Origin of the sequence: Streptomyces sp. NPDC012825 (assembly GCF_042900925.1) — a bacterium.
Taxonomy (GTDB): domain Bacteria; phylum Actinomycetota; class Actinomycetes; order Streptomycetales; family Streptomycetaceae; genus Streptomyces.
Genome location: NZ_JBIBBZ010000001.1, coordinates 317,884 through 344,662, shown reverse-complemented (window position 1 = coordinate 344,662; position 26,779 = coordinate 317,884). Strand labels below are relative to the sequence as shown.

Annotated in this window: 28 protein-coding genes, 4 tRNA genes and 1 pseudogene; 10 read left to right on the top strand and 23 right to left on the bottom strand. The window is 72.8% G+C overall.

The features are described 5' to 3' along the window. Positions 1-154: 154 nt before the first annotated feature. From nusG to ACFY7E_RS01720, 3 genes are all read right to left on the bottom strand, one after another. The gene (gene nusG / locus ACFY7E_RS01730; protein ID WP_389479613.1) at positions 155-1,042 is read right to left on the bottom strand and encodes a transcription termination/antitermination protein NusG; all 888 of its coding nucleotides are present in this window, start codon (positions 1,040-1,042) and stop codon (positions 155-157) included. Positions 1,043-1,086: 44 nt separating this feature from the next. Further along, positions 1,087-1,374 (bottom strand): preprotein translocase subunit SecE, encoded by a 288-nt coding sequence (gene secE / locus ACFY7E_RS01725; protein ID WP_389479611.1) that lies wholly within the window; start codon positions 1,372-1,374, stop codon positions 1,087-1,089. Between the two features lie 103 nt (positions 1,375-1,477). Continuing rightward, positions 1,478-1,550: transfer RNA gene (locus tag ACFY7E_RS01720), tRNA-Trp, on the bottom strand. 203 nt (positions 1,551-1,753) lie between these two features. Here ACFY7E_RS01720 and ACFY7E_RS01715 point away from each other — a divergent pair. The 3 genes from ACFY7E_RS01715 (at position 1,754) to ACFY7E_RS01705 (ending at position 4,797) form a co-directional block, all read left to right on the top strand. Further along, on the top strand, positions 1,754-2,980 hold the full coding sequence (locus ACFY7E_RS01715; RefSeq protein ID WP_383447988.1) for a pyridoxal phosphate-dependent aminotransferase: 1,227 nt from the start codon (positions 1,754-1,756) through the stop codon (positions 2,978-2,980). Positions 2,981-3,101: 121 nt separating this feature from the next. After that, the gene (locus ACFY7E_RS01710; RefSeq protein WP_389479608.1) at positions 3,102-4,124 is read left to right on the top strand and encodes an adenosine deaminase; all 1,023 of its coding nucleotides are present in this window, start codon (positions 3,102-3,104) and stop codon (positions 4,122-4,124) included. A gap of 37 nt (positions 4,125-4,161) precedes the next feature. After that, positions 4,162-4,797, top strand: coding sequence for an NAD(P)-dependent oxidoreductase (locus ACFY7E_RS01705; protein WP_389479606.1), 636 nt, complete (start codon positions 4,162-4,164; stop codon positions 4,795-4,797). Positions 4,798-4,811: 14 nt separating this feature from the next. On the opposite strand, the pseudogene ACFY7E_RS01700 reads toward ACFY7E_RS01705, so the two are convergent. The 6 genes and pseudogenes from ACFY7E_RS01700 to ACFY7E_RS01675 all read right to left on the bottom strand — a co-directional run. Then, positions 4,812-5,882 (bottom strand): annotated as a pseudogene (locus ACFY7E_RS01700) (UDP-N-acetylmuramate dehydrogenase); the annotation flags it as partial. A 46-nt stretch (positions 5,883-5,928) separates the two neighbouring features. Then, positions 5,929-6,357, bottom strand: coding sequence for a MaoC family dehydratase (locus tag ACFY7E_RS01695; protein WP_389479603.1), 429 nt, complete (start codon positions 6,355-6,357; stop codon positions 5,929-5,931). Between the two features lie 2 nt (positions 6,358-6,359). Beyond that, the gene (locus ACFY7E_RS01690; RefSeq protein ID WP_389479600.1) at positions 6,360-6,812 is read right to left on the bottom strand and encodes a MaoC family dehydratase N-terminal domain-containing protein; all 453 of its coding nucleotides are present in this window, start codon (positions 6,810-6,812) and stop codon (positions 6,360-6,362) included. 83 nt (positions 6,813-6,895) lie between these two features. Next, a complete protein-coding gene (gene rpmG / locus ACFY7E_RS01685; RefSeq protein WP_003956487.1) occupies positions 6,896-7,060 on the bottom strand; it encodes a 50S ribosomal protein L33 in 165 nt (54 codons plus the stop codon). Between the two features lie 89 nt (positions 7,061-7,149). Then, positions 7,150-7,222, bottom strand: a tRNA-Met gene (locus ACFY7E_RS01680). A gap of 43 nt (positions 7,223-7,265) precedes the next feature. Next, positions 7,266-7,338 (bottom strand) — tRNA-Thr (locus ACFY7E_RS01675). Between the two features lie 217 nt (positions 7,339-7,555). On the opposite strand from ACFY7E_RS01675, the gene ACFY7E_RS01670 reads away from it, so the two are divergent. Together ACFY7E_RS01670 and ACFY7E_RS01665 are read left to right on the top strand one after the other, a co-directional pair. After that, positions 7,556-8,848 carry an amidohydrolase family protein gene (locus ACFY7E_RS01670; RefSeq protein WP_389479598.1) on the top strand — a complete coding sequence of 431 codons (1,293 nt, stop codon included), beginning with the start codon at positions 7,556-7,558 and terminating at the stop codon, positions 8,846-8,848. A 2-nt stretch (positions 8,849-8,850) separates the two neighbouring features. Beyond that, on the top strand, positions 8,851-9,507 hold the full coding sequence (locus ACFY7E_RS01665) for an SDR family oxidoreductase (RefSeq protein WP_389479596.1): 657 nt from the start codon (positions 8,851-8,853) through the stop codon (positions 9,505-9,507). Positions 9,508-9,581: 74 nt separating this feature from the next. Here the strand turns inward: ACFY7E_RS01665 and ACFY7E_RS01660 are convergent. Beyond that, positions 9,582-9,663, bottom strand: a tRNA-Tyr gene (locus tag ACFY7E_RS01660). Between the two features lie 170 nt (positions 9,664-9,833). On the opposite strand from ACFY7E_RS01660, the gene ACFY7E_RS01655 reads away from it, so the two are divergent. The 3 genes from ACFY7E_RS01655 (at position 9,834) to ACFY7E_RS01645 (ending at position 11,542) form a co-directional block, all read left to right on the top strand. Then, on the top strand, positions 9,834-10,325 hold the full coding sequence (locus tag ACFY7E_RS01655) for a YajQ family cyclic di-GMP-binding protein (protein ID WP_383439625.1): 492 nt from the start codon (positions 9,834-9,836) through the stop codon (positions 10,323-10,325). Between the two features lie 96 nt (positions 10,326-10,421). Next, positions 10,422-10,919: a methylated-DNA--[protein]-cysteine S-methyltransferase gene (locus ACFY7E_RS01650; protein WP_389479593.1), complete on the top strand. Its 498-nt coding sequence runs from the start codon at positions 10,422-10,424 to the stop codon at positions 10,917-10,919. Then, a complete protein-coding gene (locus tag ACFY7E_RS01645; RefSeq protein ID WP_389479591.1) occupies positions 10,916-11,542 on the top strand; it encodes an alpha-ketoglutarate-dependent dioxygenase AlkB family protein in 627 nt (208 codons plus the stop codon). The genes ACFY7E_RS01650 and ACFY7E_RS01645 overlap by 4 nt, the downstream gene beginning before the upstream one ends. A 3-nt stretch (positions 11,543-11,545) precedes the next feature. Here the strand turns inward: ACFY7E_RS01645 and ACFY7E_RS01640 are convergent, their stop codons facing one another. The 13 genes from ACFY7E_RS01640 to ACFY7E_RS01580 form a co-directional block, all read right to left on the bottom strand. Further along, positions 11,546-11,953 carry a YccF domain-containing protein gene (locus ACFY7E_RS01640; RefSeq protein ID WP_389479589.1) on the bottom strand — a complete coding sequence of 136 codons (408 nt, stop codon included), beginning with the start codon at positions 11,951-11,953 and terminating at the stop codon, positions 11,546-11,548. Continuing rightward, positions 11,950-12,813: a zinc metalloprotease HtpX gene (gene htpX, locus ACFY7E_RS01635; RefSeq protein ID WP_383439633.1), complete on the bottom strand. Its 864-nt coding sequence runs from the start codon at positions 12,811-12,813 to the stop codon at positions 11,950-11,952. The genes ACFY7E_RS01640 and htpX overlap by 4 nt, the downstream gene beginning before the upstream one ends. 146 nt (positions 12,814-12,959) lie before the next feature. Further along, positions 12,960-13,415, bottom strand: a complete 456-nt coding sequence (mscL, locus tag ACFY7E_RS01630; RefSeq protein ID WP_389479587.1) for a large conductance mechanosensitive channel protein MscL — start codon at positions 13,413-13,415, stop codon at positions 12,960-12,962. 34 nt (positions 13,416-13,449) lie between these two features. Then, positions 13,450-15,012: an NADH-quinone oxidoreductase subunit N gene (locus tag ACFY7E_RS01625; protein ID WP_389479585.1), complete on the bottom strand. Its 1,563-nt coding sequence runs from the start codon at positions 15,010-15,012 to the stop codon at positions 13,450-13,452. After that, complete coding sequence (locus ACFY7E_RS01620; RefSeq protein WP_389481002.1) at positions 15,009-16,562, bottom strand: NuoM family protein; 1,554 nt, start codon at positions 16,560-16,562, stop codon at positions 15,009-15,011. The genes ACFY7E_RS01625 and ACFY7E_RS01620 overlap by 4 nt, the downstream gene beginning before the upstream one ends. A gap of 27 nt (positions 16,563-16,589) precedes the next feature. Next, on the bottom strand, positions 16,590-18,566 hold the full coding sequence (locus tag ACFY7E_RS01615; protein ID WP_389479583.1) for an NADH-quinone oxidoreductase subunit L: 1,977 nt from the start codon (positions 18,564-18,566) through the stop codon (positions 16,590-16,592). Continuing rightward, positions 18,563-18,973 (bottom strand): NADH-quinone oxidoreductase subunit NuoK, encoded by a 411-nt coding sequence (gene nuoK, locus ACFY7E_RS01610; RefSeq protein WP_389479581.1) that lies wholly within the window; start codon positions 18,971-18,973, stop codon positions 18,563-18,565. The genes ACFY7E_RS01615 and nuoK overlap by 4 nt, the downstream gene beginning before the upstream one ends. Continuing rightward, a complete protein-coding gene (locus ACFY7E_RS01605) occupies positions 18,973-19,560 on the bottom strand; it encodes an NADH-quinone oxidoreductase subunit J (RefSeq protein WP_389481000.1) in 588 nt (195 codons plus the stop codon). The genes nuoK and ACFY7E_RS01605 overlap by 1 nt, the downstream gene beginning before the upstream one ends. A gap of 2 nt (positions 19,561-19,562) precedes the next feature. Further along, positions 19,563-20,135 carry a NuoI/complex I 23 kDa subunit family protein gene (locus tag ACFY7E_RS01600; protein WP_389479579.1) on the bottom strand — a complete coding sequence of 191 codons (573 nt, stop codon included), beginning with the start codon at positions 20,133-20,135 and terminating at the stop codon, positions 19,563-19,565. Then, positions 20,135-21,103 (bottom strand): NADH-quinone oxidoreductase subunit H, encoded by a 969-nt coding sequence (locus ACFY7E_RS01595; protein WP_389479577.1) that lies wholly within the window; start codon positions 21,101-21,103, stop codon positions 20,135-20,137. Before ACFY7E_RS01595 ends, ACFY7E_RS01600 begins: the two co-directional genes overlap by 1 nt. Continuing rightward, the gene (locus ACFY7E_RS01590) at positions 21,100-22,752 is read right to left on the bottom strand and encodes an NADH-quinone oxidoreductase subunit C (RefSeq protein ID WP_389479575.1); all 1,653 of its coding nucleotides are present in this window, start codon (positions 22,750-22,752) and stop codon (positions 21,100-21,102) included. The genes ACFY7E_RS01595 and ACFY7E_RS01590 overlap by 4 nt, the downstream gene beginning before the upstream one ends. Beyond that, entirely contained in the window at positions 22,749-23,369 is a 621-nt protein-coding gene (locus ACFY7E_RS01585) for an NADH-quinone oxidoreductase subunit B (RefSeq protein WP_389479573.1), read from the bottom strand. Before ACFY7E_RS01585 ends, ACFY7E_RS01590 begins: the two co-directional genes overlap by 4 nt. Next, complete coding sequence (locus tag ACFY7E_RS01580) at positions 23,360-23,788, bottom strand: NADH-quinone oxidoreductase subunit A (protein WP_356541226.1); 429 nt, start codon at positions 23,786-23,788, stop codon at positions 23,360-23,362. Before ACFY7E_RS01580 ends, ACFY7E_RS01585 begins: the two co-directional genes overlap by 10 nt. A 163-nt stretch (positions 23,789-23,951) precedes the next feature. Here ACFY7E_RS01580 and ACFY7E_RS01575 point away from each other — a divergent pair, with 163 nt between their 5' ends. Together ACFY7E_RS01575 and ACFY7E_RS01570 are read left to right on the top strand one after the other, a co-directional pair. Continuing rightward, positions 23,952-25,136, top strand: coding sequence for a sensor histidine kinase (locus ACFY7E_RS01575; RefSeq protein ID WP_389479569.1), 1,185 nt, complete (start codon positions 23,952-23,954; stop codon positions 25,134-25,136). Positions 25,137-25,404: 268 nt separating this feature from the next. Beyond that, positions 25,405-26,691 (top strand): sensor histidine kinase, encoded by a 1,287-nt coding sequence (locus ACFY7E_RS01570; RefSeq protein WP_389479566.1) that lies wholly within the window; start codon positions 25,405-25,407, stop codon positions 26,689-26,691. Positions 26,692-26,779: the final 88 nt, after the last annotated feature.

Below are 26,779 nucleotides of genomic sequence, written 5' to 3'. Positions count from 1 at the left end.
CTCTCCGGGTCCTAGTGAGAGTGTTCAGCCCGCCACCCGGACATACGGATGGAGGCATACCGCACAACGATAACGGGTATACACGTGCGGCTAAAAACCGAGCAGGTCAGAGCGGCCACGAGAGCCACTCTGACCTGGTCGGAAAACCGTGGGATCAGTTCTTCTGGATCTGGTCGAAGCTGAGCTCGACCGGGGTCTCGCGGCCGAAGATCTCGACGAGGCCCTTGACCTTCTTCGAGTCGGCGTTGATCTCGTTGATCGTGGCCTGGAGGGTGGCGAAGGGGCCGTCGGTGACGGTGACCGAGTCGCCGACCTCGAAGTCCAGGACCTGGACCTCCAGCTTGCGGGCCGGAGCCGGCTTGCCCTCGGCCTCGGCGGCCTCGCGGGCGGCCTTCTCCTCGGCCTCCGGGGCGAGCATCTTGACGATCTCGTCCAGGGTCAGCGGGTACGGGTCGTAGGCGTTGCCCACGAAGCCGGTGACGCCGGGGGTGTTGCGGACGACGCCCCAGGACTCGTTCGTGAGGTCCATGCGGACGAGCACGTAGCCGGGGAGCTTGTTCTGCTTGACGTTCTTCCGCTCGCCGCCCTTGATCTGGACGATCTCTTCCTCGGGGACCTCGGCCTGGTAGATGAAGTCCTCGACGTTGAGCGAGACGGCGCGCTGCTCCAGGTTGGCCTTCACGCGCTTCTCGTAGCCCGCGTAGGTGTGGATGACGTACCACTCGCCGGGGAGGGTGCGCAGCTCCTCGCGGAGCGCGGCGACGGGGTCGACCGGCTCGGTCTCCTCCGCGATCTCTTCCTCGGCGCCCTCGACCTCGTCGCCCTCGGTCGCGGCCTCGAAGGCCTCGTCCGCCTCGACGACCTCGGCGGTGGCGTCCTCGTCGTCCTCGACGGACTCGGCGTCCTCGTCGGACTCGGCCGCGAGAGCGGCGGCCTCAGCAGCGTCGGCCTGGTCCTCGTCCTCGTCGGCGGCCTCGACGATGTCCAGCTCGTCCTCGACGGACTCGGACTCGGAGGCGTCGTTCAGGTTCGCGTCAGACACGGTGGCTGCTTCTTCCTGCGATACAGATGGGGTGGAACAAAAAGTCAGCCGAAGACGTACTTGACTGCTTCCTGGAAGCCATAGTCAATCACGGTGACGAGGCCGATCATGATGACGACGAAGACGATCACCACGGTGGTGTACGTCGACAGCTGGCTGCGCGTGGGCCAGACGACCTTGCGGAGCTCCGCGATGATCTGGCGGTAGAAGAGCGCGAGGCGGCCCAGAGGGCCCTTCTTCCCGCGCTTCCCGCCCTTGCGGGACTTCTTCTTCGAGTCTGCCGTCTCGTCGTCGGCATCAGGCGTGTCGATGGAGCCTACGGCGTCCGTCACGATGTCTCACCTGATTCCGGGTCGGCCGTGCCGCGCCCGGGTGGAGCCGCACGGCGGTGCAATGAAGTACGTACATGCGCACAACACCTGGCGGTGTGTGTAGCAGGGCCGGAGGGACTTGAACCCCCAACCGCCGGTTTTGGAGACCGGTGCTCTACCAATTGAGCTACGACCCTTTGTCAGTTACCCAACCTACCGCATCGTGAGATGCGGCCGGTGCGGACCAACGAGGAGTGAGCATACGTGGTCATGGGCCCCTACGTCGAACAGAAACCGCGCCGACCTGCCGACGGACGCGTGTACGACCGGGAATGACCGTTCCTGTCCGCTCCGTGAAACCTGTGTGCCCGCCGTCGAGACGGTCTGGGACGATGGCCGCATGAGCGCTGCTACCCCTCCCACCGAGCGTCGGGTCTCCGCCCGGATCGGTGCGATCTCCGAGTCCGCCACCCTCGCCGTCGACGCCAAGGCCAAGGCACTCAAGGCCGCCGGCCGTCCGGTGATCGGTTTCGGCGCGGGCGAGCCCGACTTCCCGACCCCCGACTACATCGTCGAGGCGGCCGTGGAGGCCTGCAAGAACCCCAAGTACCACCGCTACACGCCGGCCGGCGGCCTGCCCGAGCTGAAGGCCGCCATCGCCGCCAAGACGCTGCGCGACTCCGGCTACGAGGTCGACGCCTCCCAGGTCCTGGTGACCAACGGCGGCAAGCAGGCCATCTACGAGGCCTTCGCCGCGATCCTCGACCCGGGCGACGAGGTCATCGTCCCGGCGCCGTACTGGACGACGTACCCCGAGTCGATCCGCCTCGCGGGCGGCGTCCCGGTGGAGGTCGTGGCCGACGAGACGACCGGCTACCGGGTCTCGGTGGAGCAGCTGGAGGCGGCCCGCACGGAGAAGACCAAGGTCGTCCTCTTCGTCTCCCCCTCCAACCCGACCGGCGCCGTCTACAGCGAGGCCGACGCCGAGGCGATCGGCCGCTGGGCCGTCGAGCACGGCCTGTGGGTCCTGACGGACGAGATCTACGAGCACCTCGTCTACGGCGACGCGAAGTTCACCTCGCTGCCGGCGATCGTGCCCGAGCTGCGCGACAAGTGCGTCGTGGTCAACGGCGTGGCGAAGACGTACGCGATGACGGGCTGGCGCGTCGGGTGGATCGTGGGCCCGAAGGACGTCGTGAAGGCCGCCACGAACCTCCAGTCGCACGCCACGTCCAACGTGAGCAACGTCGCGCAGATCGCCGCGCTCGCCGCCGTCTCCGGGAACCTGGACGCGGTCGCGGAGATGCGCACCGCCTTCGACCGGCGCCGCCGGACGATCGTGCGGATGCTGAACGAGATCGACGGCGTCGTCTGCCCGACCCCGGAGGGCGCGTTCTACGTGTACCCCTCGGTCAAGCAGCTGCTCGGCAAGGAGATCCGCGGCAAGCGCCCGCAGACCTCGGTCGAGCTGGCCGCCCTGATCCTGGACGAGGCCGAGGTCGCGGTCGTCCCGGGCGAGGCCTTCGGCACCCCGGGCTACCTGCGCCTGTCGTACGCGCTCGGCGACGAGGACCTGGCGGAGGGCGTGTCCCGCATCCAGAAGCTCCTCGCGGAGGCGACGGACTGATCACGGTCCTCACGGGCCCCGGCTCCGCGGAAGCGGAGCCGGGGCCCGTTTCTGCGTTCGGGCGGACCCCGATCGGGGAAAGCGGGTGTCCACAGCCACGCGAGTACGGCAGGATCGGCCGATGGAGCACGTTCACCGCGACCTCACCCTGTTGCCCAAGGCACATCTGCACCTGCACTTCACCGGTTCGATGCGGCCCACGACGCTGATCGAGCTGGCCGACAAGTACGGCGTGCACCTCCCCGAAGCGCTGAGCAGCGGTACGCCCCCCAAGCTGCGGGCGACCGACGAGCGCGGCTGGTTCCGCTTCCAGCGGCTCTACGACATGGCCCGCTCCTGCCTGCGCGCGCCGGAGGACATCCAGCGGCTCGTGCGCGAGGCCGCCGAGGAGGACGTCAGGGACGGTTCGGGGTGGCTGGAGATCCAGGTCGACCCCACCTCGTACGCCCCGCACCTCGGCGGGCTCATCCCGGCCCTGGAGATCATCCTGGACGCGGTCGAGTCGGCGTCCCGGGACACCGGGCTCGGGATGCGGGTCCTGGTGGCGGCGAACCGGATGAAGCACCCCCTGGAGGCGCGCACCCTGGCCCGGCTCGCGGTGCGGTTCGCGGACCGGGGCGTGGTGGGCTTCGGGCTCTCCAACGACGAGCGCCGGGGCATGGCCCGGGACTTCGACCGGGCCTTCGCCATCGCCCGGGACGGCGGCCTCCTGGCGGCCCCGCACGGCGGCGAACTGACGGGCCCGGCGTCGGTGCGGGACTGCCTGGACGACCTGCGGGCCGCCCGGATCGGCCACGGGGTGCGGGCGGCGGAGGACCCCCGGCTGCTGCGGAAGCTGGCGGAGCGCGGGGTGACCTGCGAGGTCTGCCCGGCGTCGAACGTGGCCCTCGGGGTGTACGAGAGGCACGAGGACGTACCGCTGCGGACCCTCTTCGACGCGGGGGTGCCGATGGCGCTCGGCGCGGACGACCCGCTGCTCTTCGGCTCGCGGCTCGCGGCGCAGTACGAGATCGCCCGCCGGCACCACGGCTTCACGGACCCGGAACTGGCGGAGCTGGCCCGGCAGTCGGTGCGGGGTTCCGCGGCGCCGGAGGGGGTACGCGAGAAGCTGCTCGCGGGCATCGACGACTGGATCGCGGCCTGACCGGTCCGTCGGCGGGCCCCGTCGGGGGAGGCACGGCATGAGGCTCACCGTCTTCGGCGCGACCGGCGGCGTCGGCCGGGAGATCGTCCGCCAGGCGCTGGCCGCGGGCCACGAGGTGACGGCGGTGGTGCGGAACCCGGCGCGGCTCGCGGCGTCCGGTACGCGGCTCGTGGTCCGGCGGGCCGAGGACCTGTCCGACCCCGGGGAGCTGCGCGTGGCGATCGCGGGCCGGGACGCGGTGCTCTCGGGCCTCGGCGCCAGGAGCAGGGCGGACGCGGGCGTGGCGACCCGGCTGACCCGCTCGGTGCTCACGGCGATGGAGGCCGAGAAGGTGCGCCGTCTCCTGGTGGTCGGCGCGGCTCCGCTGGGCCCGGTCCCGGCCGGTCGGGCGCTCGTGGACCGGGCGGCCCTCGCGCTCGTGGGCGCGGTCCTCGAGGACGTCCACGCCGATCTGCGGGCCATGGAGGCCGACCTCGCCGCGAGCGACGCCGACTGGACGGCCGTGCGACCGCCCCGGCTGACGGACGGGCCGGGCACCGGCCGCTACCGCACGGCCGTCGCCGGTACCCCGCCCCGGGGCCGCTTCCTGGCACGCGCGGACGTGGCCCACGCGATGCTGGCGATGATCGACGACCCGGCGACGGTCAAGCAGGGCGTGGGCGTCGCGTACTAGCCGTACCGGCCGTACTAGATCTCCACGCCGACGGTGACGGGCTCGTTGACGAGGGTGATCCCGAAGGCGTCCCTGACCCCGGCGACGACCTCGCGGGCGAGGGCGAGCAGGTCCTCGGTGGTCGCCCCGCCCCGGTTGGTGAGGGCGAGCGTGTGCTTGGTGGAGATCCGGGCGGGCCCGGAGCCGTACCCCTTGGTGAAGCCGGCCCGGTCGATCAGCCAGGCCGCCGAGGTCTTCACGGCGTCGTCGCCGGCGGGGAAGGCGGGCGGGGCGACGTCGGGGCCGAGGCGCTCGGCCACGCGCGCGAGGAAGGCCTCGTACTGCCCGGCCGTGAGGATCGGGTTGGTGAAGAAGGAGCCCGCGGACCAGGTGTCGTGGTCCTCCGGGTCCAGGACCATGCCCTTCCCGGCGCGCAGCTTCAGGACGGTCTCGCGGGCGGCGGCGAGCGGGACGCGGTCGCCGGCCTCGACGCCGAGGGCGCGGGCGGTCTCGGCGTACTTGATCGGCGCGGAGAGCCCGTCGGCGTCCTCCAGATCGAAGCGGACGCGCAGCACGACGTACCGCTCGGGGCGCTCCTTGAAGCGGCTGTGCCGGTACGAGAAGGCGCACTCGGCGTTGGTCAGCGTGATCGTCTCGCGGGTGGTCCGGTCGTACGCGACGACCTCGGTGACGGTGGCGGAGACGTCCTGCCCGTACGCGCCGACGTTCTGGATCGGGGTGGCCCCGGCCGAGCCGGGGATGCCGGCCAGGCACTCGATCCCGGCGAGCCCGGCCTCGACGGTCCGCGCGACGGCGTCCGTCCAGACCTCTCCGGCGGCCAGCTCCAGGCGGGTCCCGTCGAGGGAGAAGCCGGTGGTGGCGATCCGCAGCGCGGTGCCGTCGAAGCCCTTGTCCCCGATGACCAGGTTGGACCCGCCGCCGACGATCAGCAGCGGCGTCCCGGCGTCGTCGGCCTCGCGGACGGCCGCGATCACCTCGTCGTCGGTGGCGGCGGTCACGAGCCGGGAGGCGGGGCCGCCGAGGCGGAAGGTGGTGAGGGGGGCGAGGGGGGCGTCGTTGAGGAGCTGCACGGGGCCAAGGTTACGGCTTGCTTTTTCGCGAGCGAAAAAGCAAGCCGTAGTCCGACGTCCGTCAGGCGAGCCGCACCACGGCCCGGCTCATCCCGAGCACCTTCTGCCCCGCGCTGGTGGCGGTGAGGTCCACGCGTACCAGGCCGTCGTCCAGCTTGGCGGCGACCTTGGCGGCGACCTCGATCAGGGCGCCGGTGTCGTTATCGGGGACGACGACGGGCTTGGTGAAGCGGACGCCGTACTCGACGACGGCGGCGGGGTCGCCGGCCCAGTCGGTGACGACGCGGATCGCCTCGGCCATGGTGAACATGCCGTGGGCGATGACGTCGGGCAGGCCGACGCCGACCGCGAACCTCTCGTTCCAGTGGATGGGGTTGAAGTCCCCGGAGGCACCGGCGTACCGGACGAGGGTGGCGCGGGTCACGGGGAAGGACTGCGCGGGCAGCTCGGTGCCGACCTCGACCTCGTCGTAGGCGATCTTCGCGGTCATGGTCAGGCCTCCTCGGGCGCTCGGGAGACGAGCTTGGTCCAGGCGGTGACGACGTGCTCGCCGGTCTCGTCGTGGACCTCGCCGCGGATGTCCAGGATGTCGTTGCCGGCGAGGGACTTGATCGCCTCGATGGTGGAGGTGACCGAGAGCCGGTCCCCGGCCCGTACGGGACGGGTGTAGACGAACTTCTGGTCGCCGTGGACGACCCGGCTGTAGTCGAGGCCGAGCTGCGGGTCCTCGACGACCTGTCCGGCCGCCTTGAACGTGATGGCGAACACGAAGGTGGGCGGGGCGAGCACGTCGGGGTGGCCGAGCGCCTTGGCCGCCTCGGCGTCGGTGTACGCGGGGTTGGCGTCCCCGATCGCCTCCGCGAACTCGCGGATCTTCTCGCGGCCGACCTCGTAGGGCGGGGTGGGCGGATAGGTCCGGCCCACGAAGGACTGGTCGAGCGCCATGGACTCGATACCTCCTGGATCTGTTGCCGACAAACGACACGAGGCCGCCCCCGGAACGGGGGCGGCCTCGTGTACGAGCCTGATTAGCGCGTCTCGCGGTGCGCGGTGTGCGAGTTGCAGCGGGGGCAGTGCTTCTTCATCTCAAGACGGTCCGGGTTGTTACGCCGGTTCTTCTTGGTGATGTAGTTCCGCTCCTTGCACTCCACGCAGGCCAGCGTGATCTTCGGGCGGACGTCGGTGGCAGCCACGTGAGTGCTCCTTGGACGGACGGTTGGACGGATGAACGCATAAAAGGGTAGCCGATCGAAGGACCGACCCCGCAATCGGCTACCGTGTGTAGCGGTGACCGGACTTGAACCGGTGACACAGCGATTATGAGCCGCTTGCTCTACCGACTGAGCTACACCGCTTTGATGATCCGGATCCCGCCCGAAGGCGGGTCCTTCTCACCAGAGCCCCAATACGGAATCGAACCGTAGACCTTCTCCTTACCATGGAGACGCTCTACCGACTGAGCTATTGGGGCGAGCGAGGAAGACATTACACGGTCTCCGGCCCATCTCCCAAATCCGTTTCCCGGGGCCGACCCGGCCTTTCCCACCAGGCGTCACGTACGCCACACGTGCTCTCATCGGTACGCCCGTCGCGCCCCTCCCCGCAGGTCACCACGGGCGCCCCTAGGCTCGGCCGCACGCCGTGTGATCCGGATCCCCTTCCGATCCCGAGGAGCGTTGAGGAGCCGGATGCCAGCCGACAGCAAGCAGCCCCCGCCGCCCGGGGACGGGGCCGCGGCCGGCGCCGGCCCGACCTCGCTCCTGCTCTCGCACGCGCGGCTCGCCGACGGGCGGACCGTGGACGTACGGCTCGTGGGCGACCGGATCGAGGCGGTCGGTACGGCGGGCAGTCTCGCGCCCGCGGGCGCGGGGGCCCGGGTGGACCTCACGGGGTATCTGCTGCTGCCCGCTCCCGCCGAGCCCCACGCGCACGCCGACACCGCGTTCTCCGCCGACCGCCCCGGTCCCGAACCCGTCCCGTACGACGGGGAGGAGGTGCGGCGCCGGGCCACGGAGGCCGCGCTGCTCCAGCTCGGGCACGGCGCGACCGCGCTGCGCGCGCACGTGCGGATCGACGACGGCCGGGGCCTCGGGCCGCTGGAGGAGGTGCTCCGGGCCCGGCGTTCGCTGCACGGCCTGGGCGAGCTGCTGCCCGTCGCCGTGCCCCGGCTGCTGACCGGGGCGGCGGGCGCGGAGGGCCGCGCGCTGCTGCGGGACGCGGTGCGGAGGGGCGCGGTCGCGGTCGGCGGGCGCCCGGACCTGGACCCCGATCCGGCCGGGCACGCGGAGGCGGTCCTGGAGGTGGCGGCGGAGCACGGCGTACCGGTGGACCTGCACACGGAGGGTGACGATCCGGCGTGGCTGGCGCGCCTGGCGGCGATGGCGGAGGGCCTGGGCACCGGGGTGACGATCGGCCCGTGCGCGGGGCTCGGCCGGCTGCCCTCCGCCGTGGCGGGGCGGGCGGCGGAGCGGCTGGCGGCGACCGGTGTGGGGGTGGTGTGCCTGCCGCAGGGCGGTTGCCGGGACGCGGGGTCGCGGGGCGTGGCGCCGGTGCGGCTGCTGCGGTCGGCGGGGGTGCGGGTGGCGGCCGGGAGCGGGGCGCTGCGGGACGCGGCGAACCCGGTGGGACGCGGGGACCCGCTGGAGGCGGCGTACCTGCTCGTCTCGCAGGGCGGGCTCGCGCCGGAGGAGGCGTACGGGGCGGCGAGCGCGGAGGCGCGCGCGGTGATGGGCCTCCCGGAGGTGCGGGTGGAGGCGGGCTTCCCGGCGGAGCTGCTCGCCGTGCGGGGGGAGCGGCTCGCGGGCGTGCTGTCCCTGGCGTACAGCCGGATCGTGGTGCACCGGGGGCGGGTGGTGGCGCGGACGAGCGCGGTGCGGGAGTACTGCGACCCGGCGGCGGCGCTCGACCTGCCGCGGCAGGCGCGGACGAGGCGGCCGCCCGGATCGGGGGGCCCTCGGGCCGGTCCCGTCGTACGGTCGTGAGTATGCGCATCGTCATCGCTGGAGGACACGGACAGATCGCCCTGCGCCTGGAGAGGCTGCTCTCGGCGGGCGGACACGAGCCGGTGGGGATCATCCGCCGGCCGGAACAGGCGGCGGACCTGCGGGAGGCGGGTGCCGAGCCCGTGGTCCTGGACCTGGAGACGGCGTCGTCCCACATGGTGGCCGACGCCCTGCGGGGCGCCGACGCGGTGGTCTTCGCCGCGGGCGCGGGCCCGGGCAGCGGCGCGGACCGCAAGGACACGGTGGACCGGGGGGCGGCGGTGCTCCTCGCGGACGCGGCGGAACGGGCGGGGGTGCGGCGGTACGTCGTCGTCTCCTCGATGGGCGCGGACGCGTCGCACCCGGGCGAGGAGATCTTCGACACGTATCTGCGGGCCAAGGGCGCGGCCGACGACGCGATCCGCTCCCGTACGGCCCTGGACTGGACGATCCTGCGCCCGGGCTCCCTCACGGACGACGCGGGCACGGGCCTGGTCCGCCTGGAGGCCCGCACGGGCCGGGGCCCGGTTCCCCGCGACGACGTGGCGGCGGTCCTGGCGGAACTCCTGGAGACCCCGGCGACGGCCGGCCTCACCCTGGAACTGACCTCGGGCTCGACACCGGTCTCGGTGGCGGTGAAGTCGGTGGCCGGAAACTGACCCGGGGCCGCCCGGGCGGCCCGTACAACGAGAGAAGGTCCCCGGTACGGATACCGGGGACCTTCACCATCGCGTGGCGACGCCAGGATTCGAACCTGGGTAGGCTAAGCCGACGGATTTACAGTCCGCTCCCATTGGCCACTCGGGCACATCGCCATGAGATCGCTGCTCCGGAGCCGCTCTTCTGCGGTGTTCCGTGGCAACGACGTAAACAATACCCGATCCCCGGGGGTGGTCCGCCACCGGTTTGATCAGCGGTTCGGGCCGTGACTCGCCCCCTAGGCTTTGCGCTGTATCCACAGCACCCGAGCAAGGAGCCACGAGTCATGGCCGACTCCAGTTTCGACATCGTCTCCAAGGTCGATCGGCAGGAGGTCGACAACGCCCTCAACCAGGCCGTCAAGGAGATCTCGCAGCGCTACGACTTCAAGGGGACCAACGCCTCGATCGCCTGGTCGGGCGAGAAGGTCCTCATGCAGGCGAACGGCGAGGAGCGGGTCAACGCGATCCTCGACATCTTCCAGTCCAAGCTGATCAAGCGGGGGATCTCGCTCAAGTCGCTGGACGTCGAGGGTGAGCCGCAGCTCTCCGGCAAGGAGTACAAGCTCTTCGCCTCGGTCACCGAGGGCATCTCCCAGGAGAACGCCAAGAAGGTCGCGAAGACCATCCGCGACGAGGGCCCCAAGGGCGTCAAGGCCCAGGTGCAGGGCGACGAGCTGCGGGTCAGCTCGAAGAGCCGGGACGACCTCCAGGCCGTGCAGGCGCTCCTCAAGGGCAAGGACTTCGACTTCGCGATCCAGTTCGTGAACTACCGCTAGTCCCTCGCCGAAGGTCGTGTCCGAATCCCGCCGGTCTCCTCGTCGGCGGGCCCGCACACTGGGGCGTGGAAGGCCCGTGCGGGAGAGGAAGCAGTCATGACCGTGTACGCGTACGTCGACGGCCCCCTGGGCGAGATGCTGCTCGTCGGGCGGCTCGTGCCGGGGGGTCGTGTCGTGTTGCGCTCGCTGTCCCTGCCGGGGCAGAAGGGGGCCGTCGTGGTCGAGGACGGGTGGGCGTGTGCGCCCGGGGCCTTCGAGGAGGTCGCCGGGCAGTTGCGGGAGTACTTCGCCGGGGAGCGGGAGCGGTTCGAGCTGTCCTGTGACGACCGCGCCGGGACGGAGTTCCAGCGACGGGTCTGGCGGGCGCTCGACGAGGTGCCGTACGGCTCCACCGTCTCGTACGGGGAGATCGCCCGGCGGGTCGGTGCGGCCGGGGCCGGGGTGCGGGCCGTGGGGACCGCGATCGGGCGCAATCCGCTGCTCGTGGTGCGGCCCTGCCACCGGGTGATCGGGGCCGACGGGGCCCTGCGCGGGTACGCGGCGGGGGTGGAGCGCAAGGAGCGGCTGCTGGGCCTGGAGGGGGTCCTGGTGTGAGTGAGGGGCTCTTTCCGCGGGAGCGGGTCGTCGTGGCGCCCGGGGCCGTGCACGTGCCCGCGTGGCTCTCTTTTCCGCGGCAGCGGGAGTTGGTGGACGCCTGCCGGGAGTGGGGGCGCGGGCCCTTCCCGTACCGGCGGACCGTGCTGCCGGGCGGGGGCGTCATGTCGGTGCGGTCGCTGTGTCTGGGGCGGCAGTGGGTGCCGTATCGGTATCTCGACGCCGTGGGCGCTCCGCTGCCGGGGTGGCTCGTCTCGCTCGGGCGGGAGGCCGTCGCCGAGGCTTACGGGGACCACGGCGGCTTCGCGCCCGACACCGCGCTGGTGAACTTCTACGCGCCCGGGGCGCGGATGGGGATGCACCAGGACCGGGAGGAGCGTTCCGGTGCGCCGGTGGTGTCGCTGAGCCTCGGGGACCGGTGCGTGTTCCGGTTCGGGAACGCGGAGGGGCGGGGGCGGCCCCATCAGGACGTCGAGCTGGTCTCCGGGGACCTGTTCGTCTTCGGCGGGCCCTCGCGGTGGGCGCACCACGGGGTGCCGCGGGTGTTTCCCGGGACCGCCGAGCCCGGTCTCGGGTTGCGGGGGCGGCTCAACATCACCCTGCGGGAGACCGGGATCCCGTAGTTCTCAGTAGCCCTGGGGGACGTGGACGCCCGTGGCGCGGTCCGTGGGGACGATCTCCTTGCCGAGGGGCAGCAGCGAGACCGGGATCAGCTTGAAGTTCGCGATGCCGAGCGGGATGCCGATGATCGTGATGCAGAGGGCGATGCCGGTGGTGATGTGGCCGAGCGCCAGCCACCAGCCGGCGAGGATCAGCCACAGGACGTTGCCCACGCAGGAGGGCGCGCCCGCGTCGCGGCGGTCGACGACCGTCTTGCCGAAGGGCCAGAGGGCGTAGATCCCGATGCGGAAGGCGGCGAGTCCGAAGGGGATGCCGATGATCGTGATGCAGAGCAGGAGTCCCGCGAGCATGTAGCCGAGGAACATCCAGAATCCGCACAGGATCAGCCAAATGACGTTCAGGATCGTCTTCACGGGCGTCGACCTGCCATCTGTTCGAGCCGGGCGATGCGTTCGGCCATCGGCGGGTGGGTGGAGAACATCTTGGAGAGGCCCTGGCCGGGCCGGAACGGGTTCGCGATCATCATGTGGCTCGCGGTCTCGATCCGGGGCTCGGGCGGCAGCGGGAGCTGCTTGGTGCCCGCCTCCAGCTTCCGCAGGGCGCCCGCCAGGGCGAGCGGGTCGCCGGTGAGCTGGGCGCCGGAGGCGTCGGCCTCGTACTCGCGGGAGCGGGAGATGGCGAGCTGGATGACCGAGGCGGCGATCGGGCCCAGGATCAGGATCATGAGGTAGCCGAGGAGGCCGGGACCGTCGTCGTCGTTGGAACGGCCGACGGGGATCAGCCAGGCGAAGTTCACCAGGAACATGATCACGGAGGCGAGCGCGCCGGCGACCGAGGAGATGAGGATGTCCCGGTTGTAGACGTGGCTCAGCTCGTGGCCGATGACCCCGCGCAGCTCGCGCTCGTCCAGGAGGGCGAGGATGCCCTCGGTGCAGCAGACGGCGGCGTTGCGCGGGTTGCGGCCGGTGGCGAAGGCGTTGGGCGCCCGGGTCGGCGAGATGTAGAGCCGGGGCATGGGCTGACGCGCCTGCGTGGAGAGCTCGCGCACCATCCGGTAGAGCGCGGGCGCCTCGAACTCGCTGACCGGGCGGGCGCGCATGGCCCGCAGCGCCAGCTTGTCGCTGTTCCAGTACGCGTACGCGTTGGTGCCGAGCGCCACGACGAGCGCGACGATCAGTCCCGTACGCCCGAAGAAGCTGCCGATGACGATGATGAGGGCCGAGAGCCCTCCGAGGAGGACGGCGGTCCTCAGCCCGTTGTGCCGGCGGTGCACGGTACGCCCTCCAGGTGGTGCGGCGGGGGGACCCTTTTCCTCGTGGTGGTCCACTCCCCCAGTGGACCCTCCCGTACTGGTCAACGCCAGGCGGGAGATTCGGGTTCCCCCGGCCGTACCGGGGCGTCCATGAGCCGTTCGGGTGATCAGCGGGGGGCCGGGACCTCGACCTTCTCCAGGAGAGTGCCGACGGGCTCGACCTCGCTGGTGCAGTGGGCGCAGCGGGAGGCGATGGCCGGGATCTCGGTGTAGCAGCGGGGGCAGTCCCGCTTCTCCGTCCTGGGGTCGGCCGCCTTCTCCTTGGCGAACTTGTGCTGGATCCCCGTCATCGGGACGACGATCAGGAAGTAGAGCACCGCGGCGGTGATGACGAAGGCGATGGTCGCGGAGATGGCCAGGCCGTAGGGGAAGACGGTCCTGCCGACGCTGAACGTCGCGTCGTTGAAGTTGCCGACGGTGCCGGTGGCGAGACCGATGAGCGGGGTGATGAAGGCCTTGCTGAAGCCCGTGACGACGGAGGTGAACGCCGTGCCGACGGCCAGGCCGATGGCCATCGAGACGACGTTCCCGCGAAGTATGAAGTCCTTGAATCCGTTCAGCACGGGGTCCTGCTCCTGGGGTCTGCTCGGGTGGGGATCAGAAGAGGCCGCTCGCCGCGAAGCGGAGGACGAACTGCGGGTAACCCGACAGGACGGCTCCGGCGGCGGCGGTCAGCGCGATCGCCAGGGTGAGCGGCACGGGGGCCCGGCGGGGGGCGGCGCCCTTCCGGGTTCCTTCCGGGGATCGTTCCCGGGTCTCCTCCGGGGCCCCCGCCGGGGCCTCTCCGGGCGCTTCTTCCGGGGTGCGGAAGAGCAGGGCCGTCCAGCGGAGGTAGTAGTACAGCGCGATCACGACGTTGAGCGCCATGACCACGGCCAGCCAGCCCAGGCCCGCGTCGACGGCCGCCGAGAAGACGGTCACCTTGGCGAAGAGGCCGATGATACCCGGGGGCAAACCGGCCAGATTCAGGAGGAAGAAGGCGAGCGCGAGGGCGGCGGCGGGGCTCGTCGCGTACAGGCCCCGGTAGTCCTCGATCCGGTTCCGGGGGCGCACGCGCGCGACGAGCGCGACGACCGCGAAGGCGCCGAGGTTCACCACGGCGTACATCAGGGCGTACGCGACGGTGGCGCCGATCTGGTCGTCGCTGGAGTACGCGGCGGCCGCGATCGGCACCAGGAGGTAGCCGGCCTGGGCGACGGAGGACCAGGCGAGCAGCCGGACCGCGCTCCACGCGCGCGTGGAGGCCTGGCGCAGGGCGGCGACGTTCCCCGCGGTCATGGTGAGCGCGGCGAGGACGGCGAGCGCCGGGCCCCACACGTCCGCGTACGAGGGGAAGGCGACGACGGTCACCAGGATCAGGCCGGTGAAGCCGACGGCCTTGCCGACCACGGAGAGGTAGGCGGCGACGGGCAGCGGGGCGCCGACGTAGGTGTCGGGGACCCAGAAGTGGAAGGGGACGGCGGCCGTCTTGAAGGCGAAGCCGACGAGGGTGAGGGCGACGCCCGCCTCGGCGAGGGTCTGGAGCTGCCCGGGGACGTCGTCGAGGCGCTGGGCGATCTCCGTGAGGTGGAGGGTGCCGGTCGCCGCGTACACGAAGCTCGCGCCGAGCAGGGTGACGGCGGTCGCGGTGACGGAGGAGAGGAAGAACTTGAGGGCGGCCTCGCCGGACATGCGGTCGCCGCGCTTGAGGCCGACGAGCGCGAAGGCCGGCAGGGAGGCCACCTCCAGGGCGACGACGAGGGTCGCGAGGTCCCGGGAGGCGGGCAGCAGGGCGGCTCCGGCGGCCGAGGAGAGCAGCAGGAACCAGTACTCGCCGGCCGGGAGCCGCTCGCGGGTCTCGTCCAGGGAGAGCAGCGCGGTGAGGAGCGCGCCGCCGAGGACGAGGAGCTGGACGACGAGGGTGAAGTGGTCGGCGGTGTAGCTGCACGCCGTGACCCGCGTGTCGGGGGTGAGGCAGAAGGTGGAGCGGTCGCCGGCCCGCAGCGGTACGAGGAGGGCGAGGGCGGCGGTGAGGCCGCCGATCGCGGTCCGACCGAGGAGGCGGTTGCGCTCCGGCGGGACGAAGAGGTCGGCGACGAGGACGGCGAGGGCGACCGCGGCCGTGAGGACGGGGGGCGCGATCGTGAGCCAGTCGACGGACTGGACGAGCTGCGACGTCACTGGGTGCCTCCGGCGAGGAGCTTCTGGACGGCCGGGTCGGTGAGGCCGAGGAGGACGGCGGGCCAGAGTCCGGCGAGGACGGTGAGGGCGACGAGCGGGGTCCAGGCGGCGAACTCGTACCCCTGGACGTCGGGGATCGGGGTCTCCCCGGCGGGCCGGGGGCCGCCCATGCAGACGCGGCGGACGACGATCAGGAGGTACGCGGCGGTGAGCAGGGTGCCGAAGGCGCCGATCGCCGTGAAGGTGAGGAAGGCGGGGCGGCTGAGGCCCTCGGCCGGGTCGAAGGCGCCGAAGAGGGCCAGCATCTCGCCCCAGAAGCCGGCGAGGCCGGGCAGGCCGAGGGAGGCGACGGCGGCGAAGGCGAGGAGGGCGCCGAGGCGGGGGGCGCGGCCGTAGAGGGCGGCCCCGGTGGCGCCGGCGAGGGTGTCGAGGTCGGCGGTGCCGTACCGGTCCTTGACCGCGCCGGCCAGGAAGAAGAGCAGTCCGGTGACGAGGCCGTGGGCGACGTTGGCGAAGAGGGCGCCGTTGACCCCGGTGGGGGTCATGGTGGCGATGCCGAGGAGCACGAAGCCCATGTGGCCGACGGAGGAGTACGCGATGAGGCGCTTGAGGTCGCCCTTGGCGCCGGGGCGCGCGAGGGCGAGGCAGGCGAGCGAGCCGTAGACGATCCCGGCGACGGCGAAGGCGGCGAGGTACGGGGCGAAGGTCCGCATGCCGTCGGGCGCGACCGGCAGGACGATCCGGACGAAGCCGTACGTGCCCATCTTGAGCAGGACGCCGGCGAGGAGGACGGAGCCGACGGTGGGGGCGGCGGTGTGGGCGTCCGGGAGCCAGCTGTGCAGCGGCCACATCGGGGTCTTCACGGCCAGCCCGATCCCGATCGCGAGAACGGCGGTGACCTGCACGGACGTGGTCAGTCCGCGGCCGTTGTCAGTGGCGAGTGCCACCATGTCGAACGTGCCCGACTTCACACCGATGAGGAGGAGTCCGAGCAGCATGACGACGGAGCCGAGGAGCGTGTAGAGGACGAACTTCGTGGCGGCGGCGCGCCTGCCCTCCCCGCCCCAGCGGGCGATGAGGAAGTACATCGGGATGAGGACCGTCTCGAAGGCCAGGAAGAACAGGACGAGGTCGAGGACGGCGAAGGTGGCGAGGGTGCCGGACTCCAGGACGAGGAGGAGGGCGACGAAGGCCTTGGGGGCGGGGCCCGCCGGGGGCTTGAAGTAGCTGTGGAGCGCGCAGAGGAAGCACAGGAGCGCGGTCAGGACCAGGAGGGGGAGGGAGATGCCGTCGACACCGAGGTGGACGCGCACGTCCAGTGCCCTGATCCAGCTGATGTCCGTCGTGGCCTGCATCCTCGACGGGTGGTCGTGGTCGAAGCCGGCCGCGAGGACGAGGGTGGCGAGCAGGATCACGCCGGTGACGGTGACGCCGTGGCGCAGGACGGCCTGGTCGGGTGAGCTCCCCTTGAGCCCCGGCGGGGCCGGGAGGAGGGCCGCGGCGGCGCCGAGGAGCGGCCCGGCGACGATCGACGCGAGAAGGAACTGCATCACGGATTCGCTGATATCGATCACGGCTCACGCTCCGGCGACGGCGTTGGCGAGGGCGACTGCGGCGATCGCCAGGACGACGGAGCCGGCGAGCAGGGCGCTCAGATAGGTCTGGACGTTGCCGGTCTGGGCGCGGCGGACGAGCCATCCCAGGCCCTTGGCGGAGCCGGCGGCGCCCCGGACGTAGGTGTCGACGACCTCACGGTCCAGGAAGCGGACCAGGGAGGCGGCGGCGAGTACGGGGCGGACGAAGGCGGTCCGGTAGACGGCGTCCAGGTGGAAGCCGTCGGCGGCGGGGCGGTGCAGCGGCCCGAGGAGGGCGCGGCCGGGGTCGGCCGGGTCCTCGGCGGGCTGCGGCAGGTGCAGCGCCTCGGCCTCCACCAGGCCCGCGTCGGCGTCCGGGTGGGCGACGTGCTGGGTGGGGACGACGGGGGCCCGGGCGGCGAGGGTGCGCCAGACGGCGTAGGTGACGGCCGCTCCGGCGACGGCGAGGCCGGTGCCGAGGACGGCGGTGACGAGGGTCGGGGCGAGTTCGTGCCCGTCGAACCAGTCGGGGAGGTACCTGACGGTCAGGCCGAAGCCGAGGGAGGGGACGGCCAGGACCCACAGGACGGAGGTCATGGCGATCGGCTGGCGACCGTGGTCGGGGACCTCCGCGCCCCGGCCCCGGAAGGCGCGCAGCCAGAGGCGGAGGGCGTAGGCGGCGGTGAGGAGGGCGGTCAGGAGGCCCGCGACGAGGACGGTCCAGCCGGCCCCGGCGGGGGCGACGGTCCGGTCGCCGAGCGCGGTGTGCTCGGCGGCCACCAGGACGGCCTCCTTGGAGAAGAAGCCGGCGAAGGGCGGGATCGCGGCGAGCGCGAGGAGGGCGACGGTCGTCGTCCAGTACGCGTCCGGGGTCCGCTTGGCGAGGCCGCTCATGCGGGACATGGCGGTGAGGGAGTTCGTGCCGGCGGCGTGGATGACCGCGCCGGCGGCGAGGAAGAGCAGCGCCTTGAAGGCGGCGTGCGAGAGGAGGTGGAAGACGGCGGCGCCCCGGTCGCCGACGGCGAGGGCGCCGGCCATGTAGCCGAGCTGGCCGATCGTCGAGTAGGCGAGGACCCGTTTGATGTCGTCCTGGGCGAGCGCGGCGAGCGCCGAGCCGACCATGGTGATCGCGGCCATCACGGCGAGGACGGTCATCGCGGCGGCGGAGGCGGCGAAGACGGGCAGCAGCCGGGCGGTGAAGTAGATGCCGGCGGCGACCATCGTGGCGGCGTGGATGAGCGCGGAGACGGGGGTGGGACCGGCCATGGCGTCCGGGAGCCAGGTGTGCAGCGGGAACTGGGCGGACTTGCCCGCGACGCCGGCGAGCAGCAGCAGCGCGATCACGGTGGGGTGGTCGAGGCCGCCGGTCGCGACGGCGCCGAGGACCCCGGTGATCCGGAAGGTGCCGGCGTCGGCGGCGAGCGCGAAGAGCCCGATGAGGAAGGGGACGTCGCCGAGCTTGGTGACGAGGAAGGCCTTGAGGGAGGCGGACCGGGCCTCGGGGGTCTCCCAGTAGTGGCCGACGAGGAAGTACGAGCAGATGCCCATGACCTCCCAGCCGACCAGGAGCACCATCAGGTCGCCGGAGTAGACGACGAGGAGCATCGCGGCGGTGAAGAGGGAGACGAGCGCGGCGTACGAGGGGTAGCGGGGGTCCTCGCGGAGGTAGCCGGTCGAGTAGATCTGCACGCAGGTCGCGACGGTCCCGACGAGGACGGCGACGAGGGCGGCGAAGCCGTCGACGTGCAGGGCCAGGTCGATCGGGACCGAGCCGGTGGGGGTGAGCTGGGTGGCGGCGTCGATCGCCTTCCCGCCACCCTGGCGGACCGCCACGAGCACGGCCAGGACGGCGGCGGCGAGGGTCGGGAGGACGGCGAGCGGGCGGACGAAGCCGGGGGCGGTGCGGCCGAGGAGGAGCCCGGCGGCGGAGCCGAGGAGGGGGAGGAGGGGGACGAGGACGGCGAGGGTGGTCGTGGTCACGCGGCGGCCTCGGCCTTCTCGTCGTTCGGGCCCGCGTGCGGGGCGGTGCCAGGGCGCGGGGTCGTGTCCGGGTCCGTGGCCGTGTCCGGGGTCGTGTCCGGGTGCTCCGCCGTGTCGCGGAGGCGGTCGACGTCCGAGGTGCCGCGGTTGCGGTGGACCATCAGGACGATCGCGAGGCCGATGCCGATCTCCGCCGCGGCGACGGCGATGGTGAAGAGGGTGAGGGCCTGGCCGGCGTGGAGGGCGTCGCGGAGCCAGACGTCGAAGGCGACGAGGTTGAGGTTGACGGCGTTGAGCATGAGCTCGACGGACATCAGGACGAGGATCGCGTTGCGGCGGGCGAGGACGCCGTACACGCCGACGGCGAAGAGGAGGGCGGCGAGGACGGCCGGGTAGGCGAGGTGCATCAGCGTTCCCCCTCCTTCTTCTTCCGGGAGAGCACGATGGCGCCGACCAGGGCGGCCAGGAGGAGCACGGACAGCGCCTCGAAGGGCAGCACCCAGTGCCGGAAGAGGATCGAGCCGGTCACCTCGGTGGAACCCTGGACGGCTCCGTCGAGGTCGATCCAGGTCGTGCGGAAGGCGTCGACGACCACCCAGACGAGCGCGCCCGCGGCGGCCAGGGCCACGGCGAGGGCGACCGGACGGTTGGCCGAGTCGGTGTCCGGGGAGCGGCCGACGGGGGCCTTGGTGAGCATGAGGCCGAAGAGGAGGAGGACGACGACGGAACCGACGTAGATCAGCACCTGGACCCAGGCGATGAACTCGGCGGTCAGGAGCAGGTACTCGACGGCGAGGCCGCCGAGGGCCACGACCAGCCAGAGGGCGGCGTGCACCAGTTGGCGGGTGGTGACGGTGACGACGGCGGCGCCGAGGGTGACGAGGCCGACGAGGAGGAAGGCGATCTCGACGCCGGTGGGCGAGAGGAAGCCGTGGCTTTGCCGCGCCGCTGTCTGTGCCGCTTGTACTGCTTGTGCCGCTTGTACTGCTGTCAGGATCACTGCTGTTCCCCCTCGGCCGCCGCTGCCGCCGCGGCCTTCTCCGCCGCCTTGCGGGCGGCGGCGATCTCCTTCGGTTCCTCCGCGCGCGGGTCGAGCGCGGGCGGTTCCGGGACCGTCCACATCCACTCGCGGAGCTTGTCGCGCTCGTGCGTCAGCTCGTGGATGTCGGTCTCCGCGTACTCGAACTCGGGCGACCAGAACAGCGCGTCGAAGGGGCACACCTCGATGCAGATGCCGCAGTACATGCAGAGCGCGAAGTCGATGGCGAAGCGGTCGAGGACGTTCCGGCTGCGCTCGCGGCCGCCGGGGGCGGCGGGCGGCACCGTCTCCTTGTGGGAGTCGATGTAGATGCACCAGTCGGGGCACTCGCGGGCGCAGAGCATGCAGACCGTGCAGTTCTCCTCGAACAGGCCGATGACCCCGCGGGTGCGGGGCGGGAGTTCGGGCTGCACGTCGGGGTACTGCGCGGTGACGGTCTTCCGCGTCATCGTGCGGAGGGTGACGGCGAGGCCCTTGGCGAGGCCGGAGCCGGGAACGCCGGGTCGGGAGGGCGGGAGAAGAGGAGCCATTACTGGATCGCCACCTTCACGATGCCGGTGAGCGCGATCTGCGCGAGGGCGAGCGGGACGAGCGTCGTCCAGGCGAGCCGCTGGAGCTGGTCCTCGCGCAGGCGCGGGTAGCTGACCCGCAGCCAGATGACGACGAAGGCGAGGACGGCGGTCTTCAGGAGGGTCCAGACCCAGCCGAGGCCGTCGGCGCCGAGGGGGCCGTGCCAGCCGCCGAGGAAGAGGACGGTGGTGAGGCCGCAGAGGACGACGATGCCCGCGTACTCCGCGAGCAGGAAGAGCGCGAAGCGGAGGCCGGTGTACTCGGTGTACGCGCCGAAGATGATCTCCGAGTCCGCGACCGGCATGTCGAACGGCGGTCGCTGGAGTTCGGCGAGGCCGGCCACGAAGAAGACGAGCGCGCCGACGATCTGCCAGGGCACCCACCACCACGCGAAGGCGTCCAGGATGCCGGGGAGGGAGACGGTGCCGGCGGCCATCGCGACGGAGGCGGCGGCGAGGAGCATCGGGAGTTCGTACGCGAGGAGCTGGGCGGCGGTCCGCAGGCCGCCGAGCAGCGAGAACTTGTTCGCGGACGCCCAGCCGGCCATGAGGCTGCCGAGCACGCCGACGCCCATCACGGCCAGCACGAAGAAGATGCCCGCGTCGACCACCCGGCCGACGGCCCCCTCGCCCGGGCCGACCGGGATCGCGACGAGGACGAGGAGGTACGGGAGGAGGGCGACGGCGGGCGCGAGCTGGAAGACCCGCCGGTCGGCGTCCTTCGGGACCACGTCCTCCTTCTGCGCGAACTTCACGCCGTCGGCGACGAGCTGGGCCCAGCCGTGGAAGCCGCCGGCGTACATGGGGCCGAGACGGCCCTGCATGTGGGCCATGACCTTGTGCTCGGTCTGGCCGACGACGAGGGGCAGCACGAGGAAGACGGCGAAGACGACGAGCAGCCGGAGGGCGACGTCGAGTACGTCGTTCACGCGGGATCGCCTCCGGCGGGGTGGGTGGGGTCGGGGTCGGTGGGCTTCTTCTTGCCGGGGCCGCCGGGCGCGGGGGACCGCGTCGCGGACGGGGCCGTGCCGGGGCCGGGATCCGTGCCGGGGCCGTCGGGTCCGGCACCCGGCGCCGTGTCCGGAGCCTCCGGCTCCGGGGCGGGGGGTACGGGGCGCGGGCCGGGGTCCTGTACGTCGGTCGGGTTGCCGGGGTCGGCATCCGTACCGGGGTCGGCATCCGCGTCGGGGGCGGCCGGAGCGGCCGGCTCGGTGGCGGTGTCCGGCTCCGGCGGGGCGGCGGGCTCGGCCGGGGCCGACGGGGTGTCCGGGGCCGCCGAAGTCTCCAGGGTGTCCGGAGAGGCAGGGGCCGCCGGGGTCTCCGGCTTCGCCGGAGCTGTCGGTTCCGCCGGAGTCACGGGCTCCTCGTCGAAGGCCGGGCGGGCGTGGTGCCAGGGAGCGTCCGGGCTGCGGGTGGGCCGGGGGGACGTCGGCTCCGTGGGCGTCTGGCTCACCGAGCCGTCGGCCGCCGAGCGAGAGCGGCGCGGCGGGCGCGCCGTCGCGTCCGGTGCCGCCGCATCCGATGCCGGAGCGTCCGGTGCCGTCGCGTCCGGTGCCGCCGCATCCGATGCCGGAGCGTCCGGTGCCGTCGCGCCCGGTGCCGTCGACTGGCTCGCGGAGCCGTCCGACGCCGAGCGGGAGCGGCGCGGCGGGCGGGTCGCCTCCGGCGGGGTGTCCGCCGTCGTGTTCCCCTCCCCCGCCTCCGCGGGCGTCTGGCTGACGGAACCGTCCGAGGCCGAACGGGCACGGCGTGCCGGAGCCGGAGCCGGGTCCTGGCCGACGGAACCTTCCGACGCCGAACGAGCACGGCGAGGCGCCGCCGTCGCGTCCTGGCTCGCCGAACCCTCCGACGCCGAGCGGGTACGACGTGCCGGAGCCGCCGCCGGGTCCTGGCCGGCGGAACCCTCCGGCGTCGAACGGGCGCGGTCAGGGGCCGTCGGGGCGTCCGTCGTCGTGCGGGTGCGGCGGGGCGGGCGTTCGGTGCGGGTGGGGGCCGGGGGGAGCTGGCCCTTGAGGGGGCCCCATTCGTTGGGGTCCGGGACGCCCGGGGGGAGCATCTGGCGGCGCTTGGGGCCGCCGTCGTGGGACTCGCCCGGTTCCTTCGCGCCCGGCCACGCCTTGGCGACCCGGGCCGCGAGGACGAAGTCCTTGCGCAGCGGGTGGCCCTCGAAGTTCTCGGGGAGGAGGAGCGGGACCAGGTGCGGGTGGCCCGTGAAGTCCACGCCGAACATCTCGTGCGTCTCGCGCTCGTGCCAGCCCGCGCCCGCGTACACCTCCACCGCCGTGGGCAGGACGGGGGCCGCGTGCGGGACCGTCGTACGGACGAGGAGGCGGCGCGGCGAGCCGCCTTCGCCGAGGGACACCACGTGGGCGCAGACCCGGATGCCCGTGCCCGGCTCGTCGACCGCGCTCAGCCAGTCGAAGTAGGTGCAGCCCAGGACGGTGCGGGCCGTCGTCAGGGCCGTGATCCAGGAGGACGGCGGGACGTCGACCGTCAGCAGGCCGTACGCCCGTTCCGCCGTCGCCTCTTCCCCGAAGACCTCCGTCACCGTGTCCGGGAGGCCGTCGTACGCGTTCATGCCGTGCCTCCCGGCGGGGGCGTCAGCGGGCTCGTCAGCTCCGCGACCGAGGGGGACGCCGCGTACCGCTCCGCCAGGTTCTCCCGCGCGATCTTCTCCTGGAGCTTGAGGATGCCCTGGAGCAGCGCCTCGGGCCGGGGCGGGCAGCCCGGTACGTACACGTCGACCGGGATGATCTGGTCGACGCCCTTCGTCACGGAGTACGAGTCCCAGTACGGGCCGCCGCAGTTGGAGCAGGCGCCGAAGGAGATGACGTACTTCGGTTCGGGCATCTGCTCGTAGAGGCGCTTCACGGCCGGTGCCATCTTGTCCGTCACCGTGCCCGAGACGATCATCAGATCGGCCTGGCGCGGGCCGGGCGCGAAGGGGATCACGCCGAGGCGGATGAAGTCGTGCCGGGCCATCGACGCGGCGATGAACTCGATCGCGCAGCAGGCGAGGCCGAAGTTGAAGACCCACAGGCTGTAGCGGCGGCCCCAGTTCAGGACCACCTTCATCGGCTCCGGGGCCAGGCGGGCGAGCGGGCCCAGCTTCGGAGCGGGCAGGGCCACGGGACCGGACCCGGTCGCGGGGCCGGCGCCGGGAGCGGTTCCGGGGACTCCGGGTGTTACGTCCATGCCAGGACGCCCTTCTTGTACGCGTAGAGCAGCCCCACGGCCAGGAAGCCGAGGAAGACGAACATCTCGACCAGGGTCGTGGCGCCGTAGCCGGGCGCGGCGAAGACCGTCGCCCAGGGGAAGAGGAAGATCGAGTCGACGGCGAAGATCACGTAGAGGAAGGCGTACACGTAGTAGCGGACCTGGGTGTGTGCCCAGCCCTCCCCCACGGGGTCGACGCCGCACTCGTACGTGAGGAGCTTCTCGGGCGTCGGCACGACGGGCCGCAGCAGGCGGCCGGCGCCGAACGCCACGGCGACGAAGAGCACGCCGACGACGGCGAGCAGGCCGACGACGGAGTACGTCTGGAAGTAGTCCGCCGCGTCGGCCGCGACAACGGTCGGTTCCCGCACGTCCGCCCCTCGGTCCAGGTGCCCCATGGGTCACTTCTGTTCTGTACGCACGCGAGTCTAGGCCCTGCTAAAGAGACCGTAAGCAGTCGCGGTGGCCGGTTCGGAGCGCGCTCCGGTGGGGTTAACCCCCCTCGCCTCCGACCGCCTCCCCCATGGCGGCGCGCGATCCGCGCCGGGCACCCTGGGGCCCATGAGTGCCGATCACGACTCCGCCGCCTCCCCCGCCGGCCCCGCCGCCCCGGCGCGCCCCCTCATCGCCTGCGGGAAGGAGACCTGGCAGGAGATCGCCTTCCTCCTCTCCAATCTGTTCACCGCGCTGGCCGGTTTCGTCTACGCGGTGGTGAGCGTGCTGCTCGGGGTCGGCCTCTCGGTCACCGTGATCGGCCTCCCGCTGCTCGCCCTCGGCCTCGGCGGCGCCCGCCTGATCGGCCGGTCGGAGCGGGCGCGGGCCCGGGGCCTGCTCGGCGTCGGGGTCCGGGAGCCGTCCCCGCTGCCCCGGCGCGACGGCTTCTTCGGCTGGCTGTGGTCCGCGCTGAAGGACCCGGTGGCCTGGCGGACGCAGCTGTACGGGCTGATCCGGCTGCCCTGGGGGATCGCGACGTTCACGGTCACCCTGGTCTCGCTCCTCGTCCTCTGGCCCGTACTGCCCTTCGTCGCGCGCCTGCTCGCGAGCGCCGACCGGGGCATGGTCCGGGGGCTGCTCTCGCCCTCCGACGAGCTGGAGCGGCGGATCGCCGAGCTGGAGTCGGACCGGGGCGTGGTGGTCGACACCGCCGCCGCCGACCTGCGGCGCATCGAGCGCGACCTGCACGACGGCGCGCAGGCCCGGCTCGTCGCCCTCGCGATGGGGCTCGGCCTGGCGAAGGAGAAGCTCCTGGACGACCCGGAGGCCGCCGCCGCGATGGTCGACGAGGCGCACGGCGAGGTGAAGCTCGCGCTCCAGGAGCTGCGGGACCTGGCCCGGGGCATCCACCCGGCCGTCCTCACCGACCGGGGGCTCGGCGCCGCCCTGTCCTCCGTCTCCGCGCGCTGCACGGTGCCGGTGCGGGTCGACGTGGACCTGGCCGAGCGGCCGGCGGAGGCGATCGAGGGCATCGCGTACTTCACGGTGTCGGAGCTGCTCCAGAACGTCTCCAAGCACTCCCGGGCCCGGTCCGCCTCCGTGGAGGTGTGGCGGGCGGGCGACCGGCTGATGCTCCAGGTCCGGGACGACGGCACCGGCGGGGCGAGCCTCGACGGCGGCACGGGGCTCGCCGGGCTCGCGGAGCGGCTCGGCGCGGTCGACGGCGTCCTCGCCCTGGACTCACCGGCGGGCGGCCCGACGACGGTCACGGCGGAACTGCCGTGGCGGGACCGGGTCGCGGCCGCCCGGTAGCCCCCCGGGGGCCCCGGAGGTGGGGAAAACGCCCGCCCGGTTAGACCCCCGGGGGCCCGGAGGTGGGGAAAACCCCCGCCCGCAGACGCCGACCTCCCTCATGGTCCGGCCCCCGCCGGAACGGAATCCTGGAACACGCACCGCACCGCACCACCCCGGCCCACGCCACCCCGGCCCGGCCCACCTCGGCCCGGCCCGGCCCGCCCCCGCCGAACGCGCACCGCCCCCCAGCCCACCGCCAGGACACCGGCAGAGAAGGACGTTCGCCATGCCCTCCCACCGACTCCCCGCCGCGATCCGCGCGCCGTTCGAGGGCCGCACCTGGTGCGCCCTCGGGTACGTGCTGATCGGTCTCCCGCTGAGCGTGTGCTGGTTCGCGCTCTCCGTCTCCCTCGTCTCGGCCGGCGCCGGGCTGCTCGTCACCTTCCTCGGCGTCCCGGTCCTGGCCGGGACGCTCGCCCTGTGCCGGGGCTTCGGGGCGGTGGAGCGGGCCCGGGCGCGGGCGCTGCTCGGTTTGGACGTGGCGGCGCCGGAGCCGGTGCGCGGCCGGACCGGCGGGGCGTTCTCGTGGATGGGCGCCATGCTGAGGAGCGGGGCCTCCTGGCGGCACCTGCTCTACGCGTTCGTGCACATGCCGTGGGCGGTGTTCTCCTTCTCGGTGACGGTGGCGTTCTGGACGTGGGGCTGGAGCCTCTTCACGTATCCGCTGTGGCAGTGGGTGTTCCCCGCGTACGTCGGGCAGGACGGGATCCAGCTGTACGGCGACGGGACGCACGGCCTCTACCTGGACTCGCCCTTCGAGATCGCGGTGACCAGCGCGGCCGGTCTGCTGTTCGTCCTGGCCGGGCCGTGGCTGCTGCGCGGGTTCGTCGCCGTCGACCGGTTCCTGGTGGCCGGGCTGCTCGGCCCGTCCCGGCCGGCGTCGCGCGTGACGGAGCTGGAATCGGACCGGGGCGTGCTCGTGGACACCGCCGCCGCCGACCTGCGGCGCATCGAGCGGGCGCTGCACGACGGCGCACAGGCCCGGCTCTCGGCGCTCGCCATGGACCTGGGCCTGGCGAAGGAGCGGCTGGCGGAGGACCCGAGGGCGGCGGCGGTCCTGGTGGAGGAGGCGCACGGCGAGGTGAAGCTGGCGCTCCGGGAGCTGCGGGACCTGGCCCGGGGCATCCACCCGGCCGTCCTCACCGACCGGGGTCTGGACGCGGCCCTGTCGGCGGTGGCCTCGCGCTGCGCGGTCCCGGTGTCGGTGGACGTGGACCTGCCGGCGCGACCGGTCCCGGCGATCGAGGGCCTCGCGTACTTCACGGTCTCGGAGCTCCTGCGGAACGTCACCGAGCACGCGCGGGCGCGGCGCGCCCAGGTGGACGTGTGGCGCACGGGCGACCGGCTGATGCTCCAGGTCCGGGACGACGGCGTCGGCGGCGCGGAGGCGGCGGCCGGGCGGAGCCTGGCGGCGCTCTCCGAGCGGGTCGGGGCGGTGGACGGGGTCCTGGCCGTGGACTCCCCGGCGGGCGGCCCGACGACGGTGACGGCCGAACTGCCCTGGCGGGCGTAGGTCCCGCGCGGGCTCCCGGGTGGGATGCTGGCCCCGACCGGCTTCGACCGAGGGCCGGACGACCGGACGACCGGACATGGGGGCTGTG